Raw genomic sequence first — 26363 nt, 5'->3', positions numbered from 1 at the left:
CAAGGTGGTACCACTCCTTCCCATCCCGAACAGGACAGTGAAACGCCTTTGCGCCGATGATAGTGGACGGACGTCTGTGAAAGTAGGTCATCGTCAGGCTTTTATTGCTCAAAACCCCGCAGGTATCGCCTGCGGGGTTTTGTCTTTGTGGCGTCGGGAATAAGTGCCCAGCTGCATTGCTGGTGCGTGGCGAGCGGTGCCGATGCCTGACAAGAGAAGCAGGTCGGGCGCGGAGCGCTAATACGTCGGCGCGGGGCGCGGCTATGCGCTGCTGGCCTCAAAACATCCTTGGTATATCGCTTTAATTAATAAACCCCTCGCGGCTGGCGCCGCGAGGGGTTTTTGTTTTGTTGAGCGGGGGATGGCCTGCGCAGCAGAGGATTCTCGACTTGGCTGCTTTAGAGAGGGCTACGGGATCCGCCGACGTAATCCTGGCGGTCGATGCCGTGGCGTTGAAGTTTGTCGTAGAACGTCTTGCGCGGAATGCCTAGCGCGTCGAGCGTGGCCTTGATGTCGCCGCGGTGGGCGGTGAGGGCGTCGCGGATGATTTGCGCTTCGATCTGCTCCATGCGTTCCGGAAGGCTGAGGGCGCCCCCTTGCGGTTGGACAGGCTCAGGTGCGGAGCTATTGAGAACCCCAAGCACGAAACGTTCTGCGAAGTGCGCGAGTTCACGAACGTTGCCGGGCCAGTCGTGCGTCATCAGGTGTTGGCGGATCGAGGCGGGCATGTCGGGGATGTCGCGCTGGAAACGGCGTGAGGCGTGGCCGAGGTAGTGGGCGAAGAGTAGCGGGATGTCTTCACGGCGTTCCCGCAACGGTGGAAGGCGGATCGTGACGACGTTGAGGCGGTAGAACAGATCTTCGCGGAACTTGGCGCGTATGGCGGGGCTACCCAGATCTTCTTTTGTGGCGGCGACTACGCGCAGGTCGAGATTGCGGACTTCGTTGCTGCCGAGCGGAGTGATCTGGCGTGATTCGAGCACGCGCAGCAGTTTGACCTGGACGGCGAGCGGCATGCTTTCGATTTCATCGAGAAACAGGGTGCCGCCGCTGGCATGTTCGATGCGGCCGATGCGTTTCTTTTGGGCGCCCGTGAAAGCGCCAGGCTCGTGACCGAAGAGTTCGCTTTCGATGACACTTTCGGGCAAGGCGCCGCAATTGATGGCGACCAGCGCACGGTGCCGGCGGCGGCTCAGGCGGTGCAGTGCGGTTGCGACGACTTCCTTGCCGGTGCCCGTTTCACCTTCAACGAGCACATCGACATCGGCGTCTGCAATGTGGCGCAGCGTTTGCTTGATGCGCTGCATGGCGGGCGTGGTGCCGATGAACGGCACTTCGTCGGCTTCGACGGTGAAGGCGGCTTCGCGCAGACGGCGGTTTTCGAGAACGAGGCGCCGCTTTTCGGCGGCATGGCTGATGGCGGCGACCAGTCGATCGGCCGGATAGGGCTTTGACAGGAAGTCGTACGCACCTTCCCGCATGCATTGAACTGCTGTGGCGATGTCGCCGTGACCGGTGATCAGGATGACCGGAATGTCAGGGTCGATGGCGCGTAGCCGCTGGAAAAGCTCGAGGCCGTCAATATCAGGCATGCGGATATCCGTGACCACTACGCCATCGAAATTCCGGTCCAGGGCCGGCAACGCAGCGCGCGCGTTGGCGTGCGCCTCGACCGAGATGCCGTGAAGCTTCAGCGTTTGCTGGGCCGCGCGGCGCAGTTCGTCGTCGTCGTCAATGAACACGGCGTGGGGCGCGATGGGCCGTTGCATGCGGTCGTCCGTCAAGTCCGCGACCTTTGCTGTATTACGGGCATTTGCGGAATTTGCGGCAGTTGGGGCCTCGGCGCCGGGGGACTGAGGATCAGGGGCACGCGTCATGGTGAGTGCTCGGGGTGTGATTTTGATCCGGCGCTTTGCGCAGGGTCAGAATGAACAAGGCGCCGGTCGCGGGCGCATGAGGGGACGGCAAGCTGGCATCGCCTGGGCGGGCGGCGCGTAGTTCGCCGCCGAACTCTGTGACGATGTCGCGGCTGATGACGAGGCCCAGGCCCATGCCGTCCGGCTTGGTCGTGTGAAAGGGGGTGAAGAGGTGGGCGCGGGCTTGGTCGGACAGGCCGGGGCCGTTGTCGTGAACCTGCAGCTGCACGGTGTCGCCGAGGTCTTGCAAGGCGATGATGATTCGCCCGTTCTGGGCGCCTTCCAGCGCCTCGAGCCCGTTCTGCAGCAGATTGACCAAAACCTGCTCCAACCGAACGCGATTGGCCAGGACGTGGCAGTTCTGGTTGCGAGGCGGGCTTTGCAGCGTGACGCCTTGGCGGCGGGCGCGGGGACCCACGAGGAGAATCGCCCCTTCCAGAGCTTCCATCAGGTCGGTTGGGCCGACTGTTGCACCTGCCTTGCGCGAAAAGGCGCGAAGCTCGCCGGTGATGTGGCCGATTCGATCGGTCAGTGCGGCGATGGTACCCAGGTTCTCCTGGACGGCGCTTTCGTCGCGGCGTCGCAGAAACTCGGCGGCGTTGTCGGCGTAGGCGCGGATGGCTGCGACGGGCTGGTTGACCTCGTGCGCGACGCCAGCCGCGACCTGGCCCAGCAATGCCAGCTTGCTGGCTTGGACCAGTTCGTCCTTCATGGTGTGAAGCTGGGATTCGGCGCTTTGGCGTTCGTCCATTTCGTCGACGAGCTTGGCGTTCACGTCTCGAAGCTGCGCTGTGCGCTCGTCCACCAGCGCTGCGAGCTGTTGTTGAATCGCGGCCTGTTGCTCGGCGCGTTCCTGGTTGCGATGACGGCGGTACAGCACCACGCCGATCAGCGCGGCGAGCACGCTCTGCGTAAGTAATGCGCCGAGTTGGGCATTGGCGCTGGCCTGATTCATGGCCGCCTGCACCGGGGATAGCTGGTGCAGCGTCCAGCCGGGCGATTCGATGACCGGCAGGGTGGTGTGCAGCAGCGGAGCGCCGGCGGCGGCGCGGGGCAGCGCGTCGTCGGTGCGGATGAGTTGGCCGTTGCTGGCCGGTTGCAGGGGCGGTGTGACGGGAAGCGGTTGGAATTTTGCGTCGCCAAACTGCAGGCTGGTGCGCAGCGTCTCTGCCAGCGCGGCCGACAGCGGCGCCAGCACCCTGAAGCGCCAGTCTGGAATATTGCCCAGCAACACCACCCCATGTTCGTCGGTCACGAAGATGACGGCGTTGGCTTGGCGCCAATCGGCCTCCAGGTCCCGGAAGTCGACCTTCAAGACCACCACGCCCAGCATTGCGCCCTGCGCGTCGTCCACACGCCGCGACAGGTACAGGCCCGCTTCGTGGCTGACCGTGCCCAGTGCGAAGTGTTCGGCCGAGCCGTGCAGGACCGATCCCTGGAAGTAGGGGCGGAATTCGTAATCGACGCCGACGAAGGTGGCCGGTTCGCGCCAATTGCTGGCGGCGATCGCCAGGCCTTTTTTGTCGAGCACGTAGATGGCGGAGGCGCCGACGCCGCGGCTGAGCGCTTCGAGCTTTTCGTCCAACGCCTCGATCTGCCTTGAACTGGCCCCTTGAAGCGCCGCGCGCAGGTCGACGTCTTGAGTCAGCACAAAGGGCAGCGCCCGGAATTTGTCGAGGTTGTTGCGCAGCAGCGCGGCGTTGATCTGGCCGGTGCTGCGGGCCTGGAGGGCGGCCTCGCGCAGCGCCCCGTCGCGCGCCCACTGGGTGGCCGCGTGCAGCGTGATCGCGACGATGCCGACGGCCAGCAGTGTCAGCCCCACGCGCCATGGCCAGGACCAGGCGCGGGAAGAGGTGGGCGGGGGGAGGGGTGAGGAAGAGGAGCCGTTCATGGTGTGCGGTTTTCCGCACATTTTAGCGGGTTTCTGTGCGGAGATTCGCCTATTAATGCTTCTCGGTGGACAAGCATCGATTGCGAAATCCTATATTTTTCAATGCTTTATCTGAATTGTTGCGGAGCCGCCTGACTTGGCATGGGTATTGCGTTTATACCGGCAAGCCGCGCGGCACACCCGCGGTGAAATCGGCCGGCGGCAGGATCGCATGGCCATAAAACAGATAACGCCCCGACGTCGCACGCGCCACGCTGCGCGGAGCAAGGGGCCCTGGTGGGGACAGTCCCAATGATCGAAGTGGATCAAAGCGCGCCCGCGCGCAAGCTCAAGTTCTATCAAATCCTGTACGTGCAGGTGATCTTCGCCATCGTGGTAGGCATCTTGCTTGGCGCATTCAAGCCGGAACTCGGCCAGCAGATGCAACCGCTGGGCGACGCCTTCATCAAGCTGGTGAAGATGATCATTGCGCCGGTCATCTTCCTGACCGTGGCAACCGGCATTGCCGCCATGAGCGACCTGAAGAAGGTCGGGCGCGTGGCCGGCAAGGCCATGCTGTATTTCCTGGTGTTCTCGACGTTGGCGTTGGTCGTCGGCATGGTGGTCAGCCATATCGTGCAGCCCGGCGCCGGCATGCACATCGACCCGACCACGCTGGATCAGAAGGCCGTATCCGGATATGTCGCCAAGGCGCATGATTCGACGATCACCGGCTTCTTGATGAACGTGATTCCCACGACCATCTTCAGCCCGTTCGTCGGTGGCGACATCCTGCAGGTGCTGTTCGTGGCGGTGCTGTTCGGCATTTCGCTCGCCATGGTCGGCGAGCGCGGCAAACCGATCCTGAATTTCATGACGGCGCTGGCGCAGCCCATCTTCAAGATGGTGGCGATCCTGATGAAGGCCGCGCCCATCGGCGCCTTTGGCGCGATGGCGTTCACCATCGGCAAATACGGCATCAAGTCAGTCGTGAACCTGGCGATGCTGGTGGGCACGTTCTACGCGACGTCGGTGCTGTTCGTGGTGGTCGTGCTGGGCCTGGTTGCCCGCTACAACGGCTTCTCGATCTTCAAGCTGGTCCGCTACATCCGCGAAGAACTGCTGCTGGTGCTGGGCACGAGCTCGTCGGAAGCCGCTCTGCCGACGTTGATGCAGAAGATGGAACGCGCTGGCTGCTCGAAGTCGGTGGTCGGCCTGGTGGTGCCTACCGGTTACTCGTTCAACCTGGACGGCACCAACATCTACATGACGATGGCCGCGCTGTTCATTGCGCAGGCCTGCGACATTCCGCTGTCGCTGGGTGATCAGATCCTGCTGCTGCTCGTGGCGATGCTGAGCTCGAAGGGCGCGGCCGGCGTGACCGGCGCGGGTTTCATCACGCTGGCGGCCACGCTGTCGGTGGTGCCTTCGGTGCCGGTCGCCGGCATGGCGCTGATCCTGGGTGTGGATCGCTTCATGTCGGAATGCCGCGCCCTGACCAACCTGGTCGGCAACGCGACTGCCACCGTGGTCGTCGCGCGCTGGGAAGGCGAGCTCGATCAGGAGCAACTGCATGCCACGCTGGACAGCGCAGGCACGCCCGCGGCGGCGCGGACGCAATCGCAGCCGCAAGTCGCCATCGGCGAACCTGCCCGCCAGAGCTAAACTTTTTCGCCGCGCGTGCCCGGCGGCGAATGAAACATGGCCTGCGCCGAATCGCGTGCCGGTCAAAAAAAATCCCCCGAAAGCCATGCGGCGCGGGGGATTTTTTTTCGGGCTGGATTTGTGTCAGGGCACCTGGATGCCGGCCTCGCGGAGCAGGTTGGCGGTTTCGAAGAGCGGCAGGCCCATTACGCCGGTGTAGCTGCCGGCGATGCGCGAGACGAATGTGCCCGCCAGGCCTTGAATGCCATACGCGCCCGCCTTGCCGAAGGGTTCGCCGCTGTCGCAATAGCGGCCGATTTCGTCATCTTGCAGGGCGCGCATGTGGACTTCGGTGATGGAGACGGCTTCCAGCAGCCGGTCGCCGCTGCAGACCGCGACGGCGGTATGGACTTCGTGTGCCGTGCCCGATAGCGCTTGCAGGATACGGATGGCGTCGTCACGGTCCGCCGGCTTGCCCAGGACCTCGCCCGCCAGGATGACGGTGGTGTCGGCTGCGAGCAGGGGCAGGATGGGCATGTCGTGCGCACGCATCCAGTCGCGGCCGCGCAGGGCCTTGTCCCGGGCGGTGCGCTGCACGTAATCAGCGGCGCTTTCGCCCGGATGCTGCGGTTCGTCCTCGCCGGGCGGGGCCGGGACGAGCAGGACCTCGTGCGCGAGGCCGATCTGATTCAGCAATTCGCGGCGGCGCGGGCTGGCGGAGGCGAGATAGAGGCGCGGGGAGGAACGGGAGAGAGTGGCGGTGTCGGTCATGCGCAGCAGGGCAGGCGCCGCCGGGCGGCGGTCACGCGCGGTGGTAGGGATGGTTGGTCATGATGGCCCAGGCGCGGTAGAGCTGTTCGGCCAGGACCACGCGCACCATGGGGTGGGGCAACGTGAGGGACGACAGGCGCAACTGGCCGCTGGCGGATGCCTTGAGGGCGGGATCCAGGCCGTCGGGGCCGCCGACAAGAAACGCGACATCCTGCCCGCCCGCGCGCCACTGTTCGAGTTTTTGCGACAGCGCCATCGTGGTGAGGTCGCGGCCGCGTTCGTCCAGGGCCAGGCGCAGCACATTGGCGGGCAGGGCGGCCTCAATGCGCTTGGCCTCGGCCGCCATCATCTGGGCCGGGGTCTTGCCTGTGGTGCGGGGTTCGGGCTTGATCTCGCGCAGTTCAAGGGCGCAGTCGGCCGGCAGGCGCTTGGCGTAGTCGTCCCAGGCGGTCTGCACCCAGTCCGGCATCCGCGTGCCCACCGCGACGACGATCAGCTTCACGGCGTGATCAGTCTTCGGTGTCGTCGTAACCGCCGTCGCTGTCGCTGGGGACAGGCGCGACGCGGGTCGATTCGGGCAGGAGCTTCACGCGCACCGGCTTGCCGCCCCAGATTTCTTCGAGGTTGTAATACTGGCGAATGGCCGGCTGCATGATGTGCACGACGACGTCGCCAAGGTCGACGACGACCCATTCACCGGTGTCCTCGCCTTCGATGGTGATGCCGGTGATCGACATGGCGCGGCCGCGATCGGCGACGCTGGACGCCAGCGCGCGGGTCTGCCGGTTGGAGGTGGCGCTTGCAATCACGACGCGATCGAACAGGCTGGTCAGATGCGTGGTGCTGAAGACCTTGATGTCTTGCGCCTTGACGTCTTCGAGGGCGTCGATGACGGCGCGTTGGAGTTTCTGTATATCCATAGGTGCAAATATAACCCGCTCGAGGGCAGCGGCGGCTGACCGGCAGCGCCGGGCGGGAAGGGTTTATCGGTAGAGTTTGTGCGCCGCAATATAGGCGGCGACGGACGCGTCGAGCAGTCCGTCGGTGGATTCGCCCTGCGCCAGGCGCTGGCGGATTTCGGAAGCCGACACCGGCATGGGCGGAAAAGGCAATTCTTGCAGCGTGCGGCCCTGGTCCTCTAGCCATTGCGCAAGTTCCGGCGGTGCGCTTAGGGGCGTGCCGGGGCGGGTGGCCACGGCCAGGTCGACCAGGCTGGAAATGTCGCGCCAGTTGCGCCAGGTGCAGAAATTGGCGAGCTGGTCGGCCCCCAGCAGCCATGCATAGCGCGCGTCCTGCGGCAGGGCGCGCAGCGTGTCGATGGTGTAGGTGGCGCCGCCCCGCTCGATTTCAATGGGGTTGACCGCCAGTCCGGGATGGCCGGCGATGGCCAGTTCCAGCATCGCAAGGCGATGTTCGGCGGTGGCGTTCAGCGCAGCGCGCTGCCAGGGGTTGGCGGCGGGGATGAGCTGCACCTGGTCTAACCCCAGCGACTGCAGGGCATTCTGCGCCAGCGCGATGTGGGCGACGTGAACGGGGTCGAAGCTGCCGCCGAAGAGGCCGATGCGTTTCAAACCCAGTCCCGCGGTTTGAGATAGGCGGCCAGTTCGGCCTCGGGGGTGCCGGCTTCAGGCTGCCAGTCGTAGCGCCATTGCGCGAGCGGCGGCATGGACAGCAGGATCGATTCGGTGCGGCCCCCGGATTGCAGGCCGAAGAGCGTGCCGCGGTCGAAGACCAGGTTGAATTCGACGTAGCGGCCGCGGCGGTAGGCCTGGAAATCGCGCTCGCGTTCGGTGTAGGCGATGCCGCGGCGCTTGTCGACGATGGGCAGGTAGCTGTCCAGGAATGCGTCGCCGACCGAACGGGTCAGGGCGAAGGACGCGTCGAAGCCGGGGGCGTTCAGGTCGTCGAAGAAGACGCCGCCGATGCCGCGGGTTTCGTCGCGATGCTTGAGGAAGAAGTATTCGTCGCACCAGCGCTTGTAGCGCGGATAGTAATCGGGCCCATGGGGCGCCAGCGCGTCCCGGCACACCGTGTGGAAGTGGCGGGCGTCTTCTTCGAAGGGATAGTACGGGGTGAGGTCGATGCCGCCGCCGAACCAGAAGACGTCGGCCTCGTCATGGCCGGGCCGCGCGGCCGCGACGAACATGCGCACGTTCATGTGCGTGGTGGGCACGTACGGATTGCGCGGGTGCAGCACCATGGACACGCCCATGGCTTCCCATGAGCGGCCGGCAAGTTCCGGGCGGTGCGCGCTGGCCGATGGCGGCAGCTTGGAACCCTTGACGTGGCTGAACAGCACGCCGGCGCGTTCGAAGAGCTGGCCGCCTTCGAGCAGGCGCGACAGACCGCCGCCGCCCTCGGGCCGCACCCATTCGTCGGCGCGGAAGGGGCCGCCTTCGGCCGCTTCCAGCGCGCCCACGATGCGGGCCTGCAAGCCGGTGAGGTAGTCCCGGACAGCGGAGACGGGCAGAGCGGTCATGGGCGGTTCCGGTTACGCGTTGGACTTGGGCTTTTGCTGCGACGGCTTGAGCGCGCGCCAGCCGATGTCGGAGCGGTACTGGCGGCCATCGAAGTGGATGCGGTCAATGGCTTCGTAGACACGGTCGCGCGCCATTTTGACGGAATCGCCCAGGGCGGTGACGCACAGTACGCGCCCGCCAGTGGTCTTGACTTCTTCGCCATCGAGCTGGGTGGCGGCGTGAAAGACCATGCAGTCTTCGGCATCGGCGGGCAGGCCGCGGATGACGTCGCCGGTGCGCGGCGTGTTGGGATAGCTGTGAGCGGCCAGCACGGCGCCCAGGGCGGTGCGGCGGTCCCAGACGATGTCAGCCTGGTCGAGCGTGCCTTCGACGGCGTGCTCGAGGGCATCCAGCAGGTCGCTCTTGACGCGCATCATGATGGGCTGGGTTTCGGGGTCGCCCATGCGGCAGTTGAATTCCAGCGTCTTGATTTCGCGGTCGGGGTCATCGCCCGGGGCAATCATCAGGCCGGCGTACAGGAAACCCGTGTACGGAATGCCGTCGCGCGTCATGCCCTGCACGGTAGGCAGGATGATTTCGCGCATGATGCGGTGATGCAGTTCGGGCGTGACGATGGGCGCGGGCGAGTAGGCGCCCATGCCGCCCGTGTTGGGACCGCGGTCGCCGTCCTGCAGGCGCTTGTGGTCCTGGCTGGTGGCCAGGGCGAGCACGTTGCGGCCGTCGCACATGACGATGAAGCTGGCTTCTTCGCCGATCAGGCACTCTTCGATGACGACGCGCGCGCCGGCTTCGCCCATGGAGCCGTCGCCCAGCATGGCGTCGACGGCGGCGTGCGCTTCTTCGAGGGTGGCGGCGACGACCACGCCCTTGCCCGCGGCCAGACCGTCAGCCTTGATGACGATAGGCGCGCCTTCCTGGTCAATGTAGGCATGAGCCGTGGCCGGGTCGGTGAAGGTTTCGTAGCGCGCGGTCGGGATGTTGTGCCGGACCATGAAGGCCTTGGCGTAATCCTTGGAGCTTTCAAGCTGCGCGGCGGCCTTGGTGGGCCCGAAGATCTTCAGGCCACGGGCGCGGAAGACGTCGACGACACCGGCGGCCAGGGGCGCCTCGGGGCCGACGACCGTCAGGGCGATGCCCTCGCGCTGGACGAAATCGGCCAGTTCCTCGGCATTGGTGAGCGGGATGTTCTCCATCTGCTCGGCCCGTTGCGTGCCGCCGTTGCCCGGAGCGACATACACCTTGTGCACGCGCGGGGAGCGGGCCAGCCGCCAGGCGAGGGCATGTTCGCGGCCGCCCGAGCCAATTACCAGGAGTTTCATGTTGCGTGAGTCTGAAGAGGCGCGCAGGCAGACGGAACCGCCGGCGCGCCAGGAAAGGGAGAGTTACTGCGCTTCGTCGAAAATGACGGTCGTATAGACTTCCTGCACGTCGTCCAGGCTTTCCAGGGCGTCGAGCAGTTTCTGCATCTTGGCGGCGTCGTCGCCGGCGAGTTCGGTTTCGTTCAGGGCCTTCATGACGATGCCGTCGACTTCTGCCTTCAGGCCGGCCTCGTCGAAGGCCTTGCGCACGGCAGCGTAATCGGACGGGGCGCAGACGACTTCGATCACGCCTTCTTCGTCGGTGGTGACGTCTTCGGCGCCGGCCTCGAGGGCGGCTTCCATGACCTTGTCTTCAGGGGTGCCCGGGGCGAACACGAATTGGCCGCAGTGCTTGAACATGAAGGCGACCGAGCCTTCCTGGCCGAGGTTGCCGCCGTTCTTCGAGAACGCGTGGCGGACTTCGGCGACGGTGCGGGTGCGGTTGTCGGTCATGCAGTCGACGATGACCGCTGCGCCGCCAATGCCGTAGCCTTCGTAGCGGACTTCTTCGTAGGCCTCGCCGTCGGCGCCGCCCGCGCCACGCTGGATGGCGCGCTGGATGTTGTCCTTGGGCATGTTGGCGTCGGTGGCCTTGTCCCAGGCCATGCGCAAACGCGGGTTGCTGTCCGGGTCGGGGCCGCCGGCGCGCGCCGCCACGGTGATTTCACGAATGATCTTGGTCCAGAGCTTTCCGCGCTTGGCGTCTTGGCGCCCTTTGCGGTGCTGAATATTGGCCCATTTGCTGTGTCCGGCCATGGCTTCCCAGGGTAATGTGTCTGCAAAGACGGCATTTTACCGTGCCGGCGGCCCTCCCGTCCGGCAAGAGGGACGCTTGTGTCCATATAGCCACGCGCACAAGGCGGGCGGCAGGCTCTACACTTGGGCATCCATCTGATCCCTGGTCCGGAGCCGCCCATGCCCAACCCCCTTGTCATCGCCAAGAACGCGCAGACCGAGTTGGCGCTGCTGCCGGCCCTGGCCAACCGCCACGGGTGCATCACGGGGGCCACCGGCACGGGCAAAACCGTCACGCTGCAGGTCCTTGCCGAGTCTTTTTCCCGGATCGGCACGCCCGTGTTCATGGCGGACGTCAAAGGTGACCTGACCGGCATTTCGCAGGCGGGCGTGTCCAGCCCCAAGCTGCAGGAACGCCTGAAGAATCTGGGGCTGCCGGAGCCCGCCTGGGGCGCCAGCCCGGTCGCCCTGTGGGACGTCTTTGGCGAGCAGGGGCTGCCGGTGCGGGCCACCATTACCGATATGGGGCCGCTGCTGCTGTCGCGCATTCTTGAACTGAACGACACGCAGGAAGGCGTCCTGACCCTGGTTTTCAAGGTGGCGGACGACGAGGGACAGCTGCTGCTGGACTTGAAGGATTTGCGGGCGATGCTGCAGGACGTCGCCGACCGCGCCGGCGAACTGAAGACACGCTACGGCAATGTGTCCTCGGCCAGCGTCGGCGCCATCCAGCGCGGTCTGCTCGCGCTGGAATCGCAAGGCGCGGAACGGTTTTTCGGCGAGCCGATGCTGGACGTTGCCGACCTGATGCGCACCGACGCGCAGGGCCGCGGCATCGTCAACGTGCTGGCGGCCGACAAGCTGATGCAGGCGCCGCGCCTGTACGCCATCTTCCTGCTGTGGCTGCTGGCCGACCTGTATGAAAAGCTGCCCGAGGTGGGTGACATGGACCAGCCCAAGCTGGTCTTCTTCTTCGACGAGGCCCACCTGCTGTTCAACGACGCCCCGCAGGCGCTCCTGACCAAGATCGAGCAGGTCGTGCGCCTGGTCCGCTCCAAGGGCGTGGGCGTTTATTTCGTGACCCAGAATCCGCTGGATATCCCCGACACCGTGCTGGGCCAGTTGGGCAACCGCGTCCAGCATGCGCTGCGGGCGTTCACGCCGCGCGACCAGAAGGCCGTCAAGACTGCGGCGCAGACCATGCGGCCCAATCCCGGCCTGGACATCGAGGCCGCGATCACCGAGCTGGGCGTGGGCGAGGCGCTGGTGTCGCTCCTGGATGCCAAGGGCCGCCCGATGCCGACCGAGCGCGCCTACATCGTGCCGCCGGGCAGCCGTATCGGGCCGGCGACGGACGCGGAACGTCAGGCGCTGCGCCAGGGCAATCCCCTGGCGCCCAAATATGAAAAGGCGGTCGACCGGGAGTCCGCCTACGAAATCCTGGCGGGCCGCGCGGCGGCGCCGGCAGAACCTCCGGTCGCCAAGGATGTACCGGCCCGGGCCGGGCAGCCGTCCGCCAAGACGTCCCAGCCGCCTGCCGACGAGAGCGGCGGGCTGATGGACAGCCTGAAGGACGTGCTGTTCGGGTCGACCGGACCACGCGGCGGCAAACGCGACGGCGTGGTGCAGACCATTGCCAAAAGCTCGGCCCGCTCCATCGCGCGGGAACTCACGCGAGGGATCCTCGGGTCGTTGCTGGGATCGAAGGGCCGGCGCTAAGCCTCATCGGCGCAACGTGGCGTATCGGTTAGTCCGACCGTCCGTTTCGTAAAGTGGGGTATTGTGTGGCCGGCATTTATGCCTGACATTGCGGGCGGTGTATCAATGAAAACCAAAGGAAGACGTGGTGGCTAAGAAACACAAGATTGCGGTGCTCCCAGGAGACGGGATCGGCAAGGAAGTCGTGCCGGAAGGTTTGAAGGTGCTGGATGCCGTGGCGACGCGGTTCGGAATCGAGTTCCAATGGGACCATTTCGACTGGAGCTGCGACTACTACGCCAAGCACGGCAAGATGATGCCGGACGACTGGAAGGACCAGATCGGCCAGCACGAGGCCATTTTCTTCGGTTCGATCGGCTGGCCCGCCACCGTGCCCGACCACGAGGCCTTGTGGGGCTCGTTGTTCAAGTTCCGCCGTGAATTCGATCAATACATCAATCTGCGCCCGGTGCGTCTGATGCCCGGCGTGCCGTCGCCGCTGGCCGACCGCAAGCCCGGCGAGATCGATTTCTTCATCGTGCGTGAAAACACCGAAGGCGAATACTCCAACAGCGGTGGCCGCCTGTTCGAGGGCACCGACCGCGAAGTGGTCATCCAGGAAAGTGTTTTTACGCGCATCGGCGCCGAGCGGGTGCTGAAGTTCGCATTTGAACTGGCGCAAAAGCGCGGCAAGCACCTGACCGCCGCCACCAAGTCCAATGGCATTTCGATTTCGATGCCGTGGTGGGACGAGCGCGTGGCCGAGATGGCCGGGAACTATCCCGACGTGCGCTGGGACAAATATCACATCGACATCCTGTGCGCGCACTTCGTGCAGCATCCGGACTGGTTCGACGTCGTGGTGGCTTCCAACCTGTTTGGCGACATCCTGTCGGACCTGGGACCGGCCTGCACGGGCACCATCGGTATCGCGCCCTCCGCCAATCTCAACCCGGAACGCAAGTTTCCGTCGCTCTTTGAACCGGTGCATGGCTCGGCGCCGGACATTTATGGCAAGGGCATCGCCAACCCCATCGGTCAGATCTGGAGCGGGGCATTGATGCTGGATTTCTTGGGGTATCCCGACGCGTCGGCCGCCGTTGTCAAGGCAATCGAGACCGTGCTGGCCGAAGGTCCGCGGACGCGGGATATGAAAGGCAACGCTTCAACGGCCGAAGTCGGCGACGCGATCGCTGCGCTGGTCCGAGCCGGCTGATTGCATTGGCGGCAGGCCCGTCCGATTAATTGATGAACGACTCGATTATTTCTCCCCCCTCCGATCACGTGGGCGGCGGGCGGGCCGACCGCTTCGTGCGCAAGCTTTTTCGCATGCTGCGCTCGCGTACGCAGCGGCACAATCAGCATCTGTGGCCGTTCGTCCGTATCTGGCGCGACAAGGAAGGCGCGATCAGCGGGTATCGCGCCTTCGGTCGTTCGCTGCCCGTCACGCCGTTATCCCAAGGCTACGATCCCGCCGACAAGGTGGTGCATCTGATCCTGAGCGGCCCGTCGATCGCCGAGATTCCCTATGACCGGATGGATATCGGCGTGGCGATGGGCGTCAATGGCGCCATCGCGCTGTCGCGCAAGTTTGGTCTGAAGTTCAAGTATTACTGCATCATCGACCAGAACTTCGTGCGCGACCGCATCGACCTGGTGCGAGAGATCGTCGCGAGCGACCTGACCTTGTATGTGTTTCCGGAGGTGCTGCGCTACATCATGCAGGGCATCCCCCAGGAACACATCCGCTGCCGCATCTGCATCATCGAACTGATATCCAAGCGCGCTTACGAGCGTAGCGCCGCGCCGGCAGTGCTCAAGCGCATTGCGGCGGCCTCGGCTGACGTCGAACTGCTGGACGCCAAGCAGGGGCTGGGCTACAGCTTCGATGCCTCGCTGGGGGTATTCGATGCCGATACCGTCGCGTATGCGGCCCTTCAGGTCCTGATGTCCGGCGGGGTGCGCGAAGTCTACGTGCACGGGCTGGACCTGACCGTGCAGGGCGGATTGCGTTTCTACGATGAGGGCGGCAAGCCACAGACCAGCCGTCTGACACGCAACTTTCCGCGCTACATCGAACCGTCTTTCCGCTTTGCATCGCCGCTGTGGCGCGCGCGGGGGGTGTCCGTGTTCAATCTGTCGCCGGTCAGCGCGTTGTCGGCTGACATCATCGAACGCAAGGACTGGCGCACGCTGCTCAAGGACTGATCCGGCGGTGCGGACGCCGCCAGGCCAACCCGAGCATCAGAAAAAAACAAGGCGCCGCGAGGCGCCTTGTGCTTTTGCCGATGCGATCGTATCAGTGCGCGCCGGCAGCCGCTTCCGCCGCACCGCCGCCGCCCGATTTGGACGCGCGCGGCCGCGCGAACCAGACCAGGCCCGTCAGCAGCAGGAAGATGACGGCGGACGCGTAGAACACGTCCGTCGCCGACATCGTGAAGGCCTGCGCATTGATCAGCCCGTCCACCATGGTGAGCGCTTGCTGGTGCGAGACGCCCAGCCCGTTCTGCAAGCTGTTCATGGTCTGGTCGAACGCCTGCTGGCCGGGGCGGGCAATCTCGGTCAGCTGCGCGTGATGCAGCGTTGCGCGGTTTTCCCACAGCGTCGTCGAAATCGACGTGCCGAACGCGCCCGCCGTCAGCCGCAGGAAGTTCGACAGCCCGGATGCCGCCGGGATGCGCCAAGGCTCCATGCTGGACAGCGTGATCGACGTGAGCGGCACGAAGAACGCCGCCATCGCTGCGCCCTGGATGATGGTCGGGATCATCAGCGTGCGCACGTCCGTCTGGGTGTTGAAGCCCGCGCGCATGAAGCAGACCAGCGCAAAAATCAGGAAGGCGACCGTGACGATCTGCCTGGGGTCGCGCGTGGCCAGCATCTTGCCCACGATGGGCGTGAGCAGGATCGCCAGCAGTCCGACCGGCGCAGTCACGAGCCCCGCATAGGTCGCCGTGTAGCCCATGTTGCTTTGCAGCCAGAGCGGCAGCAGCACAACGTTGCCGAAGAAGACGCCATAGGCCACCGCCAGCGTCAGCGCGCCCACCGTGAAGTTGCGGACCTTGAAAAGGCGCAGGTCCACTACGGGGTGCGCGTCGGTCAACTCCCAGATCAGAAAGAACACGAAGGCCACGAACGCAATCGCCGCCAGCGCGATGATGGTGGGGCTGGCAAACCAGTCCAGCTCCTTGCCCTTGTCCAGCATGATCTGCAGCGCGCCTACCCAGACCACGAGCAGGACGAGGCCGAGCTTGTCGATCGGCAGCTTGCGCGTGACGGATTCGCGGTTGCCGTAGATGCGCCAGCTGATCCAGGCCGCCAGGAGGCCCACCGGCACGTTGATGTAGAAGATCCAGGGCCAGGTGTAGTTGTCGGAAATCCAGCCGCCGAGCAGCGGGCCGGCCACCGGCGCCACCAGTGTGGTCATAGACCAGACCGCCAGCGCCATGCCTGCCTTGGACTTCGGAAAGCTGGCCAGCATCAGCGTCTGCGACAGGGGGATCATCGGGCCGGCCACCGCGCCTTGCAGCACCCGGAACGCGATCAGCGCCTCGAGCGAGGGCGAAAAGCCGCACAGCCAGGACGCCAGCACGAAGAGCAGCGTGGAGATCAGGAACAGGCGCACCTGTCCGAAGCGCTGCGTCAGCCAGCCGGTCAGCGGCACGGTGATGGCGTTGGCCACCGCGAACGATGTAATGACCCACGTACCCTGGCTGGTGCTCACGCCCAGGTCGCCGGAGATGGTGGGAATGGACACGTTCGCGATGGACGTGTCCAGCACGTTCATGAAGACCGCGGTCGACAGTGCAATGGACCCGATGATGCGGGTCGCGCCCTCCAATGGCGGATGGGTGCCCGGCGGGCGGGCGGCTTCTTGGGGCGCGCCGGCGCCCGCGGGCTGGGCGGCCGTGCTCATGATGCGACGTTGGCGGCGATGATCTTCGCGATCATTGCGTCGACTTCATTGTGGGCGGGCTCGAAGGCGCGGGTCGACCAGGCCGGTTCCTTGCGCGCCACCTGCGTGAGCGGGGCGCCATCGTCCTTGCCGACGTCAACTTCCACGTCCATCGACAGGCCTACGCGCAGCGGATGCTGCTTGAGGTCTTCGGGGTCCAGCGTGATGCGCACGGGGACGCGCTGCACCACCTTGATCCAGTTGCCGGTGGCGTTCTGGGCGGGAAGCAGGGCGAAGGCGGCGCCCGTGCCGGCATCCAGCCCGGCGACGGTGCCGTGGTAGGTGACCGAGCTGCCGTATAGATCGGCCACCATCTTGACCGGCTGGCCGATGCGCATCTTGCGCAACTGGCCTTCCTTGAAGTTGGCCTCGACCCAGACCTGGTCCAGCGGCACCACGGTCATCAGCGCGGCGCCGGGGGCGACGCGCTGGCCGACCTGCGCGCTGCGACGCGCGATCACGCCGCCCACGGGGGCGGGCAGCACGGTGCGCGACTGCGCAAGCCAGGCGTTGCGCAGCTCGGCGGCCGCCTGGCGCACGTCGGGGTGATCGGCTACCGAGGTGCCTTGCGTCAGCGCCTGGTTGGTCGCCAGCTTGGCCTGCGCGGCGGCCAACGCCGCCTTGGCTTGCGCAACGCCGGACTGCGCGGACTTGAGCGCGACCTCGGCGTGCAGGATTTCCTCGCCGCTGACGCCGCCCGACTTGGCGAGCTGCTGGCGGCGCTTCACGTCGCTCTGCGCGCGGGTCAGTTCAGCCTGGGCGCGCAGGATGTCGGCATTGCGCAGGTCGACGTCGGCCGCCAGCGCATCGTTCTGCACGTAGTAGGTCTGAACCTGGCGCACGGTCTGCGCCAGCTTGGCTTGCGCCTGCTGCAGGGCGACGTCGGTGTCGGCGGGGTCGAGGCGGACCAGCGGCTGGCCGGCGGTGACCGTTTCGGTGTCGTCGGCTTCGATGGCCACCACGGTGCCGGGCACCTGCGGCGTGATCTGCACCAGGTTGCCGTGCACGTAGGCATCGTCGGTGCTTTCAAAATGGGCGCCGAACAGCGCCCACCAGATGCCGTAGGCAATGCCGGCAACGATGAAAACGCCGGTCGCCGTCAGCAGGAGGCGTTTACGGGCGGGATGGGTGGTGGGAGTGGCAGCGTTCATGACGTCTGAATCCGGGATCGTTCAATGAATGGAGTTCGGGGCAGGCTCGGCCTGCGCCGCATAGCCGCCGCCCAGGGCGGTGGCAAGGTTGGCGTCGAGCTGATAGGCGCGGATGCGCAGGTCCGTTTCAAGACGGGCCTGCGTCAGCACGCCGGTCTGCGCGATCAGCACGGTGATGTAATTGCCCATGCCGGCCTTGTAGCGGTCGACGGCCAGGGCGTAGGCGGCCTCGATGGCCTCGCGCGCCTGGCGTTGCTGGGCCTTTTCCTGGTCCAGCAGGCGCAGGCCGTCCAGGGCGTCGGCGACCTGATGTGCGGCGTCCAGCACGGTCTGGTTGTAGTCCGACACCGCCAGGTCCGCATCGGCGCGGCGGCCCGCGAGATTGGCGTTGAGTTCTCCGCCGTGGAAGATGGGCAGCGTGATGGCCGGACCGATGCCGGCCATGCGGGCGTCGGCGCCCAGCAGGTTGCCGGTGCCGATCGCCTGAAAGCCGACGAACGCGGCGAGGTTCACGTTGGGATAGAACTCGGCCTTGGCCGTGTCGATGGCGTGGCGCGCCGCCTCGGCGCGCCAGCGGGCGGCCGTGACGTCGGGCCGGTGACCGAGCAGGTCGAGCGGAACACTGGCCGGGACCGCGCCGGCCGGTGCGGTCAGTGACACCTGAACCAGATCCTGTCCCCGCTGCGGGCCGGCGCCGGCCAAGGCGGCGACCTGGTTACGCAGTTGGGCGAGCGTGGTGTCGGTCTGGGTCAGTTCGACCTTGCCGGAGGCTAGCGACGACTCGGCCTGCTTGACTTCAACCTGCGTGTCCAGCCCGGCCGAGTAGCGGCCCTGGGTCAGCGACAGAACTTCAGCGCGCTGTGCGATCACGCGGTTCAGCACGTCGCGCTGGGCAAACGCGTTCTGCAGGTTCAGGTAGGCGCGCACGGTCGCGCTGGCGAGCAGGTTGCGCGCGGCTTGCGCGTCGGCGCTGGCGGCTTCCTGTTGCGACACGGCGGACTGCAGGCGCGAACGGTTCTTGCCCCAGAAATCAAGCTCGTAGCTGAAGTCCAGCGCCAGCCGGTTGTCGCTGACGACGGAGCCGCCCAGCGGCGCCGGGTAGATGTAGTCCTTGGACAGGTGCTCGCGATTGAGGGTGTAGCCCGCGTCCACGCGCGGCAGCAGCGGCGCGCGCGCGATGCCGACGGCGGCGTTGGCCTTGGCCAGGCGCGCCTGCGCGGCGCTCATTGACGGACTGTTTGCCAGCGCTTCTGTCATCAGTGCGTTGAGCTGCGGGTCGCCGTAGCGTTCCCACCATTGGGCGGCGGGCCATTCGGTGGCTTGACCGGTCAGCCCGAGCTTGGCGGCATCAAGCGCGGCGACGGGCTTGGGCGCCGGCTCCATCAGCGCGCAACCGGCGAGGGCGAGCACCAATGCGGTAGATAAAAGGCGTTTCATCCTGACTGTTAGCTGAAAGTAATTGATTAATCTGTATTTGCCTAGGCAACGATTATGCCAAATAAAAACCCCGGCTCCAGCACGGGGCGTGGGGTCAGCGATCGGCCGGGGAGCCGGACGCGGACCCGTTTGCGATCATTCGTCGCATGAAGTGCATGAGCTGCTTGACCTCGTCGGTCGAAAAGCCGCGCAGGTGATGATTGAGCGCGCGGGCAATGTTGGCGGGGATTTCGCGGGCCTTGGCCTCGCCCAGTTCGGTGAGCTCGATCTTGACGACGCGGCGGTCTTCCTGGCTGCGGTTGCGGCGCAAGAGGCCCTTGGCTTCCAGGCGGTCTAGCGCACGCGTCATGGCGCCGGTGTCCATGTCGTTGAGCCGCGCCAGTTCGGCGGGCGTATCGGCACGGCCCAGAAACACCATGGCCAGCGGACGCCATTGCATGGCGGTGAGGTCAAGCGGCGCCATCTCCTGGTCCAGCATGCGGTTCAGGGAGTGATAAGCCAGCTTGATGAGGTAGCCCGCGTTGTCTTCGGCCATGCAACGCGTGTCGTTGCGGTAATGGACCGGGGTGTCGGGCGACTCGGAGGATACGGGCGTGGGCAGGGAAGGCGCGGCAGTCATGCGGCGCATTTTACTGCCTAGTCAGTTATTGTCAAGGCTGTATCTTTGCCGCGGGTTCGGCCGCCGGCGCCTGCTTGCGCAGACCGGACCAGACGATGGCGGCCACGATCAGCGCAGCGCCGGCCAGCATGCGCGGCGTCGGCTCCTGGCTGAACAGCACCCAGGCGAAGGCAATGGCATAGACCGGTTCCAGCGCAATCACCAGCCCCGCGCTGCGGGCGTTCAGCCGGGTCAGGCTGGAGACGAACAGGTAATGGGACAGCCCGGTGCAGAAAACGCCCAGCAACGCCAGCCAGAACCAGTCCAGCGCGGGCAGGGCAGGCAGTTGGCCGATCGCGAAGGGCACCATCACCAGCGCCACCACCACGTTCTGCCAGCAGGCCACCTGCATCGGATCCATGCCGGAGGCCGAGCGGCGGTTGCTCAAGGCCAGCAGCGCAAAGCTCAGGCCGGACAGCAGGCCCCACGCGAGTCCGATGGTGCCCTGGTCGGCCAGGTTGAACGAAGGCGTGACGAGCACCAGGCCGGCAGTCACCAGGCCCAGCAACAGCCATTCGGCAAGACGGACGCGCTCGCGGAAGATGAGGCCTTCGAACAGGGTGATGAAGGCGGGAAAACTGGCAAAGCCGAGCGTCGCGATGGCAATGCCGCCCACCTTCACGGAAATGAAGAAGGTGACCCAGTGCGCCGCGAGCAGCGCGCCCGCGAGGACCAGCACGAACAGCTGCGCCGGGGTCAGCACGCCCAGCAGCGGCTTGCGGCGCATGCGCGCGAAGATGCCCAGCGCCACGACCGCGAACAGCGCCCGTCCCAGCGTGATGACGGCGGCGCTGGCCTGGATCAGTTCGCCGAACACGCCGGTCAGGCCGAATAGCACGGCGGCAATATGGATATAAGTGAGGGCGCGGTGTCGGGTCATGCTGCGAAGGAAGCGGTCTGCATCAGAGAAGGCGTGCAATTATTTTTGCGGTGAACTTAAAATCATCGCATGAATCGTATTGCCAAGCTTACGGCGCTCCCGCTGGCCTCCAGCCGCGCCGCCGGGATCGCCATGGCGGTGCTTGGCGCCATCCTCTTTTCCGCCAAGGCCATCGTCGTCAAGTTCACCTACCGCTACGGAATCGACGCGGTCACGCTGATCGCGTTTCGGATGCTGTTCGCGATGCCGTTCTTCGCGGTGGTGGCGTGGCGCCAGTCGCGCCGCGCGGCGCGGGGCGAGATCGTGGTGATGACCACCAAGGAACGCTTGCAGGTGTGCGTGCTTGGTCTTCTGGGCTATTACCTGTCCAGCTTCCTCGACTTCCTGGGGTTGCGCTACATCACCGCCAGCCTCGAACGCCTGATCCTGTTTCTGTCTCCCTCGCTTGTCGTGCTGCTGTCGGCCCTTTGGTTCAAGCGGCCGATCGAGCGCCGGCAATGGCTGGCCATGGTGCTGTCGTACGCCGGCGTGGTGCTGGTGTTTGCGCACGACCTGTCCTTCGGCGGGGGCGGCGAGGTGCTGTTAGGGTCTTTGTTCGTTTTCGGCTCGGCTGCAAGCTATTCTGTGTACCTGATTTGCTCCGGGGAACTGATCAAGCGGATCGGCCCGACGCGGCTGGTGGCGTATGCCATGCTGGTGTCGTGCGTGGCCTGCATCATCCAGTTCTTTGTCGTGCACCCGCCGTCGATGCTGATCCAGCCCGCCGCGGTCTATGGCTATTCCATCATTCACGCCACGCTGAACACGGTGGTGCCGGTATTCATGCTGATGTGGGCAGTGTCGCTGATCGGCGCACCCACTGCTTCGCTGCTGGGCATGGTGGGACCGGTGTCGGTGCTGTTCCTGGCCTCGTGGTTCCTGGACGAGCCCATCACCGTGTGGCAGATGGGCGGAACCGTCCTGGTGCTGGCGGGGGTGTTTGCGTTGATGGGGGGCGGCGCCATGCGCACGCCGCCCGCGCAGGACGACAGGCAGTCCACGCGGTGAAGTCTGCATTTTTGGTCAATTCGCATTATTTCCAATGAAAGGAGGCCAGCATGGCCAGCAATCTCGTCAAGGCAATTCGTATCGAGCAGCACGGTGGTCCTGAAGTTTTGAAGCTGGTTGAGGTGGAAGTGCCGCCGCCGGCCGCCAACGAAGTCACGATCGAGCAGCACGCTGCCGGTCTGAACTTCATCGATATCTATTTCCGCACGGGCTTGTATCCGCATCCGCTGCCGCACGGCCTGGGTTTCGAGGGCGCTGGCGTGGTGACCGCTGTGGGCGCTGACGTCAAGCACCTGAAGAAGGGCGACCGCGTGGCCTACGGCCAGAGCCCCATCGGCGCCTATGCCAAGGCTCGCAACGTGCCGGCCCTGCAGGTCGTCAAGGTGCCCAAGGGCATTGAATTCGATGAAGCGGCCGCGCTGATGCTCAAGGGCCTGACGGTGCAGTACCTGTTCCGCCAGACGTACCGCCTGCAGGGCGGCGAGACCATCCTGTTCCATGCCGCGGCTGGCGGTGTCGGTCTGATCGCTTGCCAATGGGCCAAGGCGCTCGGCGTCAAGTTGATCGGCACGGTCTCCAGCCCGGAAAAGGCGGAACTGGCGCGCGAGAACGGCGCCTGGGAAACCATTGATTATTCGCGTGAAAACGTGGTCGAGCGCGTGCTGGAACTGACGGGCGGCAAGAAGGTGCCCGTGGTGTATGACGGCGTGGGCAAGGACACGTGGGAAACCTCGCTGGACTGCATCGAGCCGCGCGGTTTGATGGTCAGCTTCGGCAACGCCTCGGGTCCCGTGGCAGGCGTGAACCTGGCCGTCCTGAACCAGAAGGGCAGCCTGTACGTGACGCGCCCCTCGCTGGGCATCCACGTGAACACGCTGGAAAAGCTGCAGTCGGCTTCCGAAGAACTGTTCGACCTGGTGCTCAAGAAGAAGATCAAGGTCCGCATCGACCAGCGCTACACGCTGGAGCAGGCGGGCGAGGCGCAGACGGCGCTGGCTTCGCGCAAGACGACGGGCGCGACGGTGCTGACGCTGGACTGATCGCAACACAAAGCATTGCGGCGCCCCGTGGGGCGCCGCAGCGGGCCTGGAGGACGCGCGATGCGCGGACTGCCAGGCTTTTTTATGGGCGGTGCGGAGCGCACCGCCCGCTGATCAGAGATTTTCTTCGTTGATCAGGTCTTCCTTGCCGTAGAACTTGACGCCGATGTGAATGCGTTCGCGGCCCTGCGAGCGGCGATGGCGGTTGGTATCGCGCAGCGAGTAGACGCAGCCGCAGTATTCCTGCTGGTAGAAGTTCTCGCGCTTGCTGATTTCGATCATGCGCGCCGAACCGCCGCCCTTGCGCCAGTTGTAGGTCCAGTAGATCAGGTCGTCGTAGCGCGCGGCGGCGCGTTCGCCGCAGCCGTTGATCTGGTTCATGTCCTTCCAGCGCGAGATCCCGAGCGAGCTGGTGATGGTGTCAAAGCCATGCTCGTGCGCGTAAAGCGCGGTGCGCTCGAAGCGCATGTCGAAGCAGGCCGTGCAGCGCTCGCCGCGTTCGGGCGCGTTTTCCATGCCCTTGACGCGCTCGAACCAGTTGTCCATGTCGTAGTCGGCGTCGATGAATTCGATGCCGTGCTGCTCGGCGAAGCGGATGTTCTCCTGCTTGCGGATTTCGTACTCTTTGACCGGATGGATGTTCGGGTTGTAGAAGTAGATCGCGTAATCGATCCCGGAGGCCGTCATGGCCTCCATGACCTCGCCGGAACAGGGCGCGCAACACGAATGCATCAGCACCTTGCTGCGGCCGGCGGGCAGGTCGAGTTTGGGGCGGACGAGTTCAGACATGGCGGTCAGGCAACAGCGGAAAAACCCTTATTTTACGACGAGTTGCCATCAGCCCAGCACCGTCGTCCAGAGCTCGCGGACTGCGGCCCGTTCTGACTGCAGCTGGTCGGGCGCCACGCGGGCCTTTTCCACACCCTGAAGACGCAATTGGTGCTGGACGCGCCGCAGCGTGCGGTAGGCGTCGCCCGACCGCGCCGCCAGGTCCGGCGGGATCAGCCCGGCTTCGCCGGCCAGGCGCAACAGCGCGATGTTGCCCAGGTTGCGCACCAGCACCGGATGCGTGCCCGCGTGGCACAGCACCAGGTACTGCGTCACGAATTCCACGTCGACCATGCCGCCGCGATCGTGCTTCAGATCGAAGCGGTCGGTGGTGTTGGGATGGCCGGCATTGATCTTTTCGCGCATCGCCAGCACCTCGTTGCGCAACGCGGCCGTGTCGCGCGGCGCCACCAGGATGTCCTCGCGGATCTTCTCAAAGCGCTCGCCCAGGTTGGCGTCGCCCGCCGCGAAACGCGCCCGGGTCAGCGCCTGGTGTTCCCACGCCCAGGCGTGCTTGTGCTGGTATTGCTCGAAGGCCTCCAGCGAGACCGCCAGCAGCCCCGCGTCGCCGTCGGGCCGCAGGCGCAGGTCGGTTTCGTACAGCCGGCCCGAGGACGTCATGGTCGACAGCCAGGACGACATGCGCCGTCCCAGCTTGGCGTAGACCTCCGCCGCGTCGTCGCGCGGGTCGTCGAACAGAAACACCAGGTCAAGATCGGACGCATAGCCCAGTTCCTTGCCGCCCAGCTTGCCGTACGCGATGACGGCAAAGTGCGGCTCGGCGCCCGGGACCTTGTTCACGAGCGGCCAGGCGCGACGGATGGTTTCGGTAAGCAGCAGGTCGGCCAGCGCCGACAACTGGTCGGCCAGCTTTTCGACGGTGAGCTCGCCTTCCAGGTCCTGCGCCAGCAATTGGAAGCTGGCCTGGCGCTGCACGTCGCGCATCAGGTTCATCTGGCGTTCGACGTCCGGATCGCCGTCCGGCAGGCGGCAGGCGTCCATATCTGCGGTGAGCTGCCGGGCAATCTGGCCGAAGTCGAGCGGCTCGAAGAGCGTGCGCCAGTCGATCAGGCTGTCGAGCAGCAGCGGATGCTGCGTCAGGTACTGCGCGGCCCACGGACTGGCGGCCACCATGCGCGCCACGCGCGCCAGCGTGTCCGGATACTCGGCAAGCAAGGCAAGGTACGCGCTGCGTTGCGCAATCTTTTCGATCAGGTCGAACAGGCGCACCGCCGCTTCATGCGGCGCCGGCGTCTGCAGCGCGGCGCGCAGGGCGGCCGGCAGCAGAACCTCCATACGGCGGCGGCTGCTTTCTGGCAGGCTGCGCACGCGATGGCTGCCCGATAGCGTCTCGGCGCGGCGCAGCAGATCGTCTGCATCGTTGCCGAACGCCTGGCGGATCTGCTCGCTCAGTTCGCATTCGCTGTCAGGCTCGGGCTGGCTGGACGGCGTGGCGTCTGCGGTGGCGTCCGGGGCGGTGGCGGGTGCGGCTTCTTCCTCGCCCATGCCGACCATCCGGAAGACGTTGCGGAAGGTCTGCGACACGAACTCGCGGTGTGCCGCCAAGGTGCTTTCAAAGTCTTCGGGCGTCATCCCCAGCGCCGCGGCCAGGGCGGCGCGCAGGTCGGGGTCGCCGGGCAAGAGGTGGGTCTGCTCGTCTTCGCGGTACTGCAGCGCATGCTCGGTGCGGCGCAGGAAACGATAGGCCTCTTCCAGCCGGCGGGCATCGTCCTCGGGGATCAGACCCGCCACGCACTCGGCATGCAGCGCTTCGAGCAGCCCCCGCTTTTGCAGCGCCGGCATGCGGCCGCCGCGAATCAATTGCGCAAGCTGCACCACGAACTCGATCTCGCGGATGCCGCCGTCGCCCAGCTTGATGTTGTTGGCGCTGTCGATGCCATTGCGCGCCGACGCGCGGCGCTGCCAGTCCTGGCGGATGCGCTCGCGCAGCGCGCGCAGCGCGGCCAGCGCGTCAAAATCGAAATACTTGCGGTAGACGAAGGGCACGCGCAGGCTTTCCAGTTGCCGGGCCTGCGCGGCGCTGTCGCTGTCTTCGAACGCCTGCGCGGGCATCAGCCGCGCCTTCAGCCATGCATAGCGCTCCCATTCGCGGCCCTGGCCGATCAGGTAGTGCTCCAGGGCATCCAGGCTCCAGGCCAGCGGACCGGCGTCGCCGTCCGGGCGCAGGCGCAGGTCGGTGCGGAACACCTGGCCGTTGGCGTCCACCTCGGACAGGACCGGCATCATGCGGCGGGTCAGGCGCCCGTAGAACTCGTGATGGCTGATGCGGCGCGGGCCGTCGGTTTCGCCTTCTTCGCCGTACAGCATGATGAGGTCGATGTCGGACGAAACGTTCAGTTCGCAGCCGCCCAGCTTGCCCATGCCGACGATCAGCATTTCCTGCGGTTTGCCGGTGGCCGGGTCGCGCGGCATGCCGTGCACGGCCGACAGTTCCGCCGCCACGCTGCGGTAGGCGGCAGCCACTGCCATGTCCGCCAGCGTGGTCATGGCGCCCACCACCTCTTCAAGCGGCGCTTGCCCGGTCAGGTCGCGCACGATCAGCACGCTGAAGACGCGTTCGCGCAGCTTGCGCAGCACCATGCGGCAGACGTCCACCGGCAAGGCGGCGGAGGCGGCCGAGGCGGGGCCGGCCAGTTCGTTCTGCCATTGCGCCATCAGGTCGGGTGTCACGGGGTGTTTCACGGCCTCGTCCAACCAGGCGGCCAGGTCCGGGTGGGCGTCCAGGCGGCGGCGCAGATGGCCGGACCAGGCGAGGGCGGGAGCGATCAAGGATGGTTTCGACATGGTGCAAAGGGCGGCAGACGGATGGACGTGTTTCAGGTATAAGTGGGGACGATACTGCAAGACATCTCCTCCTGCCCACTGATCCGTGTCTGT

General features: G+C 65.7%; 22 protein-coding genes and 1 rRNA gene. 7 read left to right on the top strand and 16 right to left on the bottom strand.

What is annotated here, in order from left to right; all coding sequences use genetic code 11:
* A 5S ribosomal RNA gene (gene rrf / locus KW836_RS27625) occupies positions 1–99 on the top strand; the annotation flags it as partial.
* 299 nt (positions 100–398) lie between these two features.
* Here rrf and KW836_RS27620 read toward each other — a convergent pair.
* Together KW836_RS27620 and KW836_RS27615 are read right to left on the bottom strand one after the other, a co-directional pair.
* A complete protein-coding gene (locus tag KW836_RS27620) occupies positions 399–1769 on the bottom strand; it encodes a sigma-54 dependent transcriptional regulator (RefSeq protein ID WP_218345299.1) in 1371 nt (456 codons plus the stop codon).
* 91 nt (positions 1770–1860) lie between these two features.
* Positions 1861–3807 carry an ATP-binding protein gene (locus KW836_RS27615; RefSeq protein ID WP_175125086.1) on the bottom strand — a complete coding sequence of 649 codons (1947 nt, stop codon included), beginning with the start codon at positions 3805–3807 and terminating at the stop codon, positions 1861–1863.
* Positions 3808–4098: 291 nt separating this feature from the next.
* On the opposite strand from KW836_RS27615, the gene KW836_RS27610 reads away from it, so the two are divergent.
* Entirely contained in the window at positions 4099–5451 is a 1353-nt protein-coding gene (locus tag KW836_RS27610; protein WP_218345298.1) for a dicarboxylate/amino acid:cation symporter, read from the top strand.
* A gap of 123 nt (positions 5452–5574) precedes the next feature.
* On the opposite strand, the gene KW836_RS27605 is transcribed toward KW836_RS27610, so the two are convergent.
* The 7 genes from KW836_RS27605 to KW836_RS27575 all read right to left on the bottom strand — a co-directional run bounded on the left by KW836_RS27605 (position 5575) and on the right by KW836_RS27575 (position 10795).
* Positions 5575–6201: a nucleoside triphosphate pyrophosphatase gene (locus KW836_RS27605; protein WP_218345297.1), complete on the bottom strand. Its 627-nt coding sequence runs from the start codon at positions 6199–6201 to the stop codon at positions 5575–5577.
* A gap of 31 nt (positions 6202–6232) precedes the next feature.
* A complete protein-coding gene (gene rlmH, locus KW836_RS27600) occupies positions 6233–6703 on the bottom strand; it encodes a 23S rRNA (pseudouridine(1915)-N(3))-methyltransferase RlmH (RefSeq protein ID WP_175139272.1) in 471 nt (156 codons plus the stop codon).
* A gap of 7 nt (positions 6704–6710) precedes the next feature.
* The gene (rsfS, locus tag KW836_RS27595) at positions 6711–7121 is read right to left on the bottom strand and encodes a ribosome silencing factor (protein ID WP_218345296.1); all 411 of its coding nucleotides are present in this window, start codon (positions 7119–7121) and stop codon (positions 6711–6713) included.
* A gap of 63 nt (positions 7122–7184) precedes the next feature.
* Positions 7185–7772, bottom strand: coding sequence for a nicotinate (nicotinamide) nucleotide adenylyltransferase (gene nadD, locus KW836_RS27590; protein WP_175139271.1), 588 nt, complete (start codon positions 7770–7772; stop codon positions 7185–7187).
* Positions 7769–8680, bottom strand: a complete 912-nt coding sequence (hemF, locus tag KW836_RS27585) for an oxygen-dependent coproporphyrinogen oxidase (RefSeq protein ID WP_191577069.1) — start codon at positions 8678–8680, stop codon at positions 7769–7771. Before hemF ends, nadD begins: the two co-directional genes overlap by 4 nt.
* A gap of 12 nt (positions 8681–8692) precedes the next feature.
* Positions 8693–10000 carry a phosphoribosylamine--glycine ligase gene (gene purD, locus KW836_RS27580; protein ID WP_218345295.1) on the bottom strand — a complete coding sequence of 436 codons (1308 nt, stop codon included), beginning with the start codon at positions 9998–10000 and terminating at the stop codon, positions 8693–8695.
* A gap of 63 nt (positions 10001–10063) precedes the next feature.
* On the bottom strand, positions 10064–10795 hold the full coding sequence (locus KW836_RS27575) for a YebC/PmpR family DNA-binding transcriptional regulator (RefSeq protein ID WP_175125078.1): 732 nt from the start codon (positions 10793–10795) through the stop codon (positions 10064–10066).
* 159 nt (positions 10796–10954) lie between these two features.
* On the opposite strand from KW836_RS27575, the gene KW836_RS27570 reads away from it, so the two are divergent.
* The 3 genes from KW836_RS27570 (at position 10955) to KW836_RS27560 (ending at position 14680) form a co-directional block, all read left to right on the top strand.
* Positions 10955–12493: a helicase HerA-like C-terminal domain-containing protein gene (locus tag KW836_RS27570; protein ID WP_175125077.1), complete on the top strand. Its 1539-nt coding sequence runs from the start codon at positions 10955–10957 to the stop codon at positions 12491–12493.
* 127 nt (positions 12494–12620) lie between these two features.
* Positions 12621–13688: a tartrate dehydrogenase gene (locus KW836_RS27565; RefSeq protein WP_191577066.1), complete on the top strand. Its 1068-nt coding sequence runs from the start codon at positions 12621–12623 to the stop codon at positions 13686–13688.
* 32 nt (positions 13689–13720) lie between these two features.
* Positions 13721–14680 (top strand): hypothetical protein, encoded by a 960-nt coding sequence (locus tag KW836_RS27560; protein ID WP_175125075.1) that lies wholly within the window; start codon positions 13721–13723, stop codon positions 14678–14680.
* Positions 14681–14771: 91 nt separating this feature from the next.
* Here the strand turns inward: KW836_RS27560 and KW836_RS27555 are convergent, their stop codons facing one another.
* The 5 genes from KW836_RS27555 to KW836_RS27535 all read right to left on the bottom strand — a co-directional run bounded on the left by KW836_RS27555 (position 14772) and on the right by KW836_RS27535 (position 20550).
* Positions 14772–16385 carry a DHA2 family efflux MFS transporter permease subunit gene (locus KW836_RS27555; protein ID WP_255596380.1) on the bottom strand — a complete coding sequence of 538 codons (1614 nt, stop codon included), beginning with the start codon at positions 16383–16385 and terminating at the stop codon, positions 14772–14774.
* Positions 16382–17575, bottom strand: a complete 1194-nt coding sequence (locus KW836_RS27550) for an efflux RND transporter periplasmic adaptor subunit (protein WP_175125074.1) — start codon at positions 17573–17575, stop codon at positions 16382–16384. The genes KW836_RS27555 and KW836_RS27550 overlap by 4 nt, the downstream gene beginning before the upstream one ends.
* Positions 17576–17596: 21 nt before the next feature.
* Entirely contained in the window at positions 17597–19012 is a 1416-nt protein-coding gene (locus KW836_RS27545; RefSeq protein WP_175125073.1) for an efflux transporter outer membrane subunit, read from the bottom strand.
* Positions 19013–19106: 94 nt separating this feature from the next.
* A complete protein-coding gene (locus KW836_RS27540) occupies positions 19107–19631 on the bottom strand; it encodes a MarR family winged helix-turn-helix transcriptional regulator (protein ID WP_175185189.1) in 525 nt (174 codons plus the stop codon).
* Between the two features lie 31 nt (positions 19632–19662).
* Positions 19663–20550, bottom strand: a complete 888-nt coding sequence (locus tag KW836_RS27535) for a DMT family transporter (protein WP_175184936.1) — start codon at positions 20548–20550, stop codon at positions 19663–19665.
* Positions 20551–20619: 69 nt separating this feature from the next.
* Here KW836_RS27535 and KW836_RS27530 point away from each other — a divergent pair, with 69 nt between their 5' ends.
* On the top strand, positions 20620–21597 hold the full coding sequence (locus KW836_RS27530) for a DMT family transporter (protein WP_175125071.1): 978 nt from the start codon (positions 20620–20622) through the stop codon (positions 21595–21597).
* A 50-nt stretch (positions 21598–21647) separates the two neighbouring features.
* The gene (locus tag KW836_RS27525) at positions 21648–22637 is read left to right on the top strand and encodes a quinone oxidoreductase (protein WP_175125070.1); all 990 of its coding nucleotides are present in this window, start codon (positions 21648–21650) and stop codon (positions 22635–22637) included.
* A gap of 114 nt (positions 22638–22751) precedes the next feature.
* Here KW836_RS27525 and KW836_RS27520 read toward each other — a convergent pair whose 3' ends face one another.
* Entirely contained in the window at positions 22752–23426 is a 675-nt protein-coding gene (locus tag KW836_RS27520) for an epoxyqueuosine reductase QueH (protein ID WP_218345294.1), read from the bottom strand.
* 48 nt (positions 23427–23474) lie between these two features.
* Complete coding sequence (gene glnE, locus KW836_RS27515) at positions 23475–26270, bottom strand: bifunctional [glutamate--ammonia ligase]-adenylyl-L-tyrosine phosphorylase/[glutamate--ammonia-ligase] adenylyltransferase (RefSeq protein WP_218345293.1); 2796 nt, start codon at positions 26268–26270, stop codon at positions 23475–23477.
* Positions 26271–26363: the final 93 nt, after the last annotated feature.

The organism is Achromobacter sp. ACM05, from assembly GCF_019218915.1.
GTDB lineage: Bacteria > Pseudomonadota > Gammaproteobacteria > Burkholderiales > Burkholderiaceae_B > Achromobacter > Achromobacter animicus.
The sequence above is the reverse complement of the archived record's forward strand: the minus strand, read 5'-3'. Positions and strand labels throughout refer to the sequence as shown.

Coding starts and splice junctions, on each gene's coding strand:
- KW836_RS27555 (WP_255596380.1), bottom strand. CDS start 16,385: ATGAGCACGGCCGCCCAGCCCGCGGGCGCCGGCGCGCCCCAAGAAGCC.
- KW836_RS27610 (WP_218345298.1), top strand. CDS start 4,099: ATGATCGAAGTGGATCAAAGCGCGCCCGCGCGCAAGCTCAAGTTCTAT.
- KW836_RS27575 (WP_175125078.1), bottom strand. CDS start 10,795: ATGGCCGGACACAGCAAATGGGCCAATATTCAGCACCGCAAAGGGCGC.
- KW836_RS27520 (WP_218345294.1), bottom strand. CDS start 23,426: ATGTCTGAACTCGTCCGCCCCAAACTCGACCTGCCCGCCGGCCGCAGC.
- KW836_RS27535 (WP_175184936.1), bottom strand. CDS start 20,550: ATGACCCGACACCGCGCCCTCACTTATATCCATATTGCCGCCGTGCTA.
- KW836_RS27545 (WP_175125073.1), bottom strand. CDS start 19,012: ATGAAACGCCTTTTATCTACCGCATTGGTGCTCGCCCTCGCCGGTTGC.
- hemF (WP_191577069.1), bottom strand. CDS start 8,680: ATGACCGCTCTGCCCGTCTCCGCTGTCCGGGACTACCTCACCGGCTTG.
- glnE (WP_218345293.1), bottom strand. CDS start 26,270: ATGTCGAAACCATCCTTGATCGCTCCCGCCCTCGCCTGGTCCGGCCAT.
- KW836_RS27605 (WP_218345297.1), bottom strand. CDS start 6,201: ATGACCGACACCGCCACTCTCTCCCGTTCCTCCCCGCGCCTCTATCTC.
- KW836_RS27525 (WP_175125070.1), top strand. CDS start 21,648: ATGGCCAGCAATCTCGTCAAGGCAATTCGTATCGAGCAGCACGGTGGT.
- KW836_RS27540 (WP_175185189.1), bottom strand. CDS start 19,631: ATGACTGCCGCGCCTTCCCTGCCCACGCCCGTATCCTCCGAGTCGCCC.
- purD (WP_218345295.1), bottom strand. CDS start 10,000: ATGAAACTCCTGGTAATTGGCTCGGGCGGCCGCGAACATGCCCTCGCC.
- KW836_RS27550 (WP_175125074.1), bottom strand. CDS start 17,575: ATGAACGCTGCCACTCCCACCACCCATCCCGCCCGTAAACGCCTCCTG.
- rsfS (WP_218345296.1), bottom strand. CDS start 7,121: ATGGATATACAGAAACTCCAACGCGCCGTCATCGACGCCCTCGAAGAC.
- KW836_RS27530 (WP_175125071.1), top strand. CDS start 20,620: ATGAATCGTATTGCCAAGCTTACGGCGCTCCCGCTGGCCTCCAGCCGC.
- KW836_RS27570 (WP_175125077.1), top strand. CDS start 10,955: ATGCCCAACCCCCTTGTCATCGCCAAGAACGCGCAGACCGAGTTGGCG.
- KW836_RS27620 (WP_218345299.1), bottom strand. CDS start 1,769: ATGCAACGGCCCATCGCGCCCCACGCCGTGTTCATTGACGACGACGAC.
- KW836_RS27615 (WP_175125086.1), bottom strand. CDS start 3,807: ATGAACGGCTCCTCTTCCTCACCCCTCCCCCCGCCCACCTCTTCCCGC.
- KW836_RS27560 (WP_175125075.1), top strand. CDS start 13,721: ATGAACGACTCGATTATTTCTCCCCCCTCCGATCACGTGGGCGGCGGG.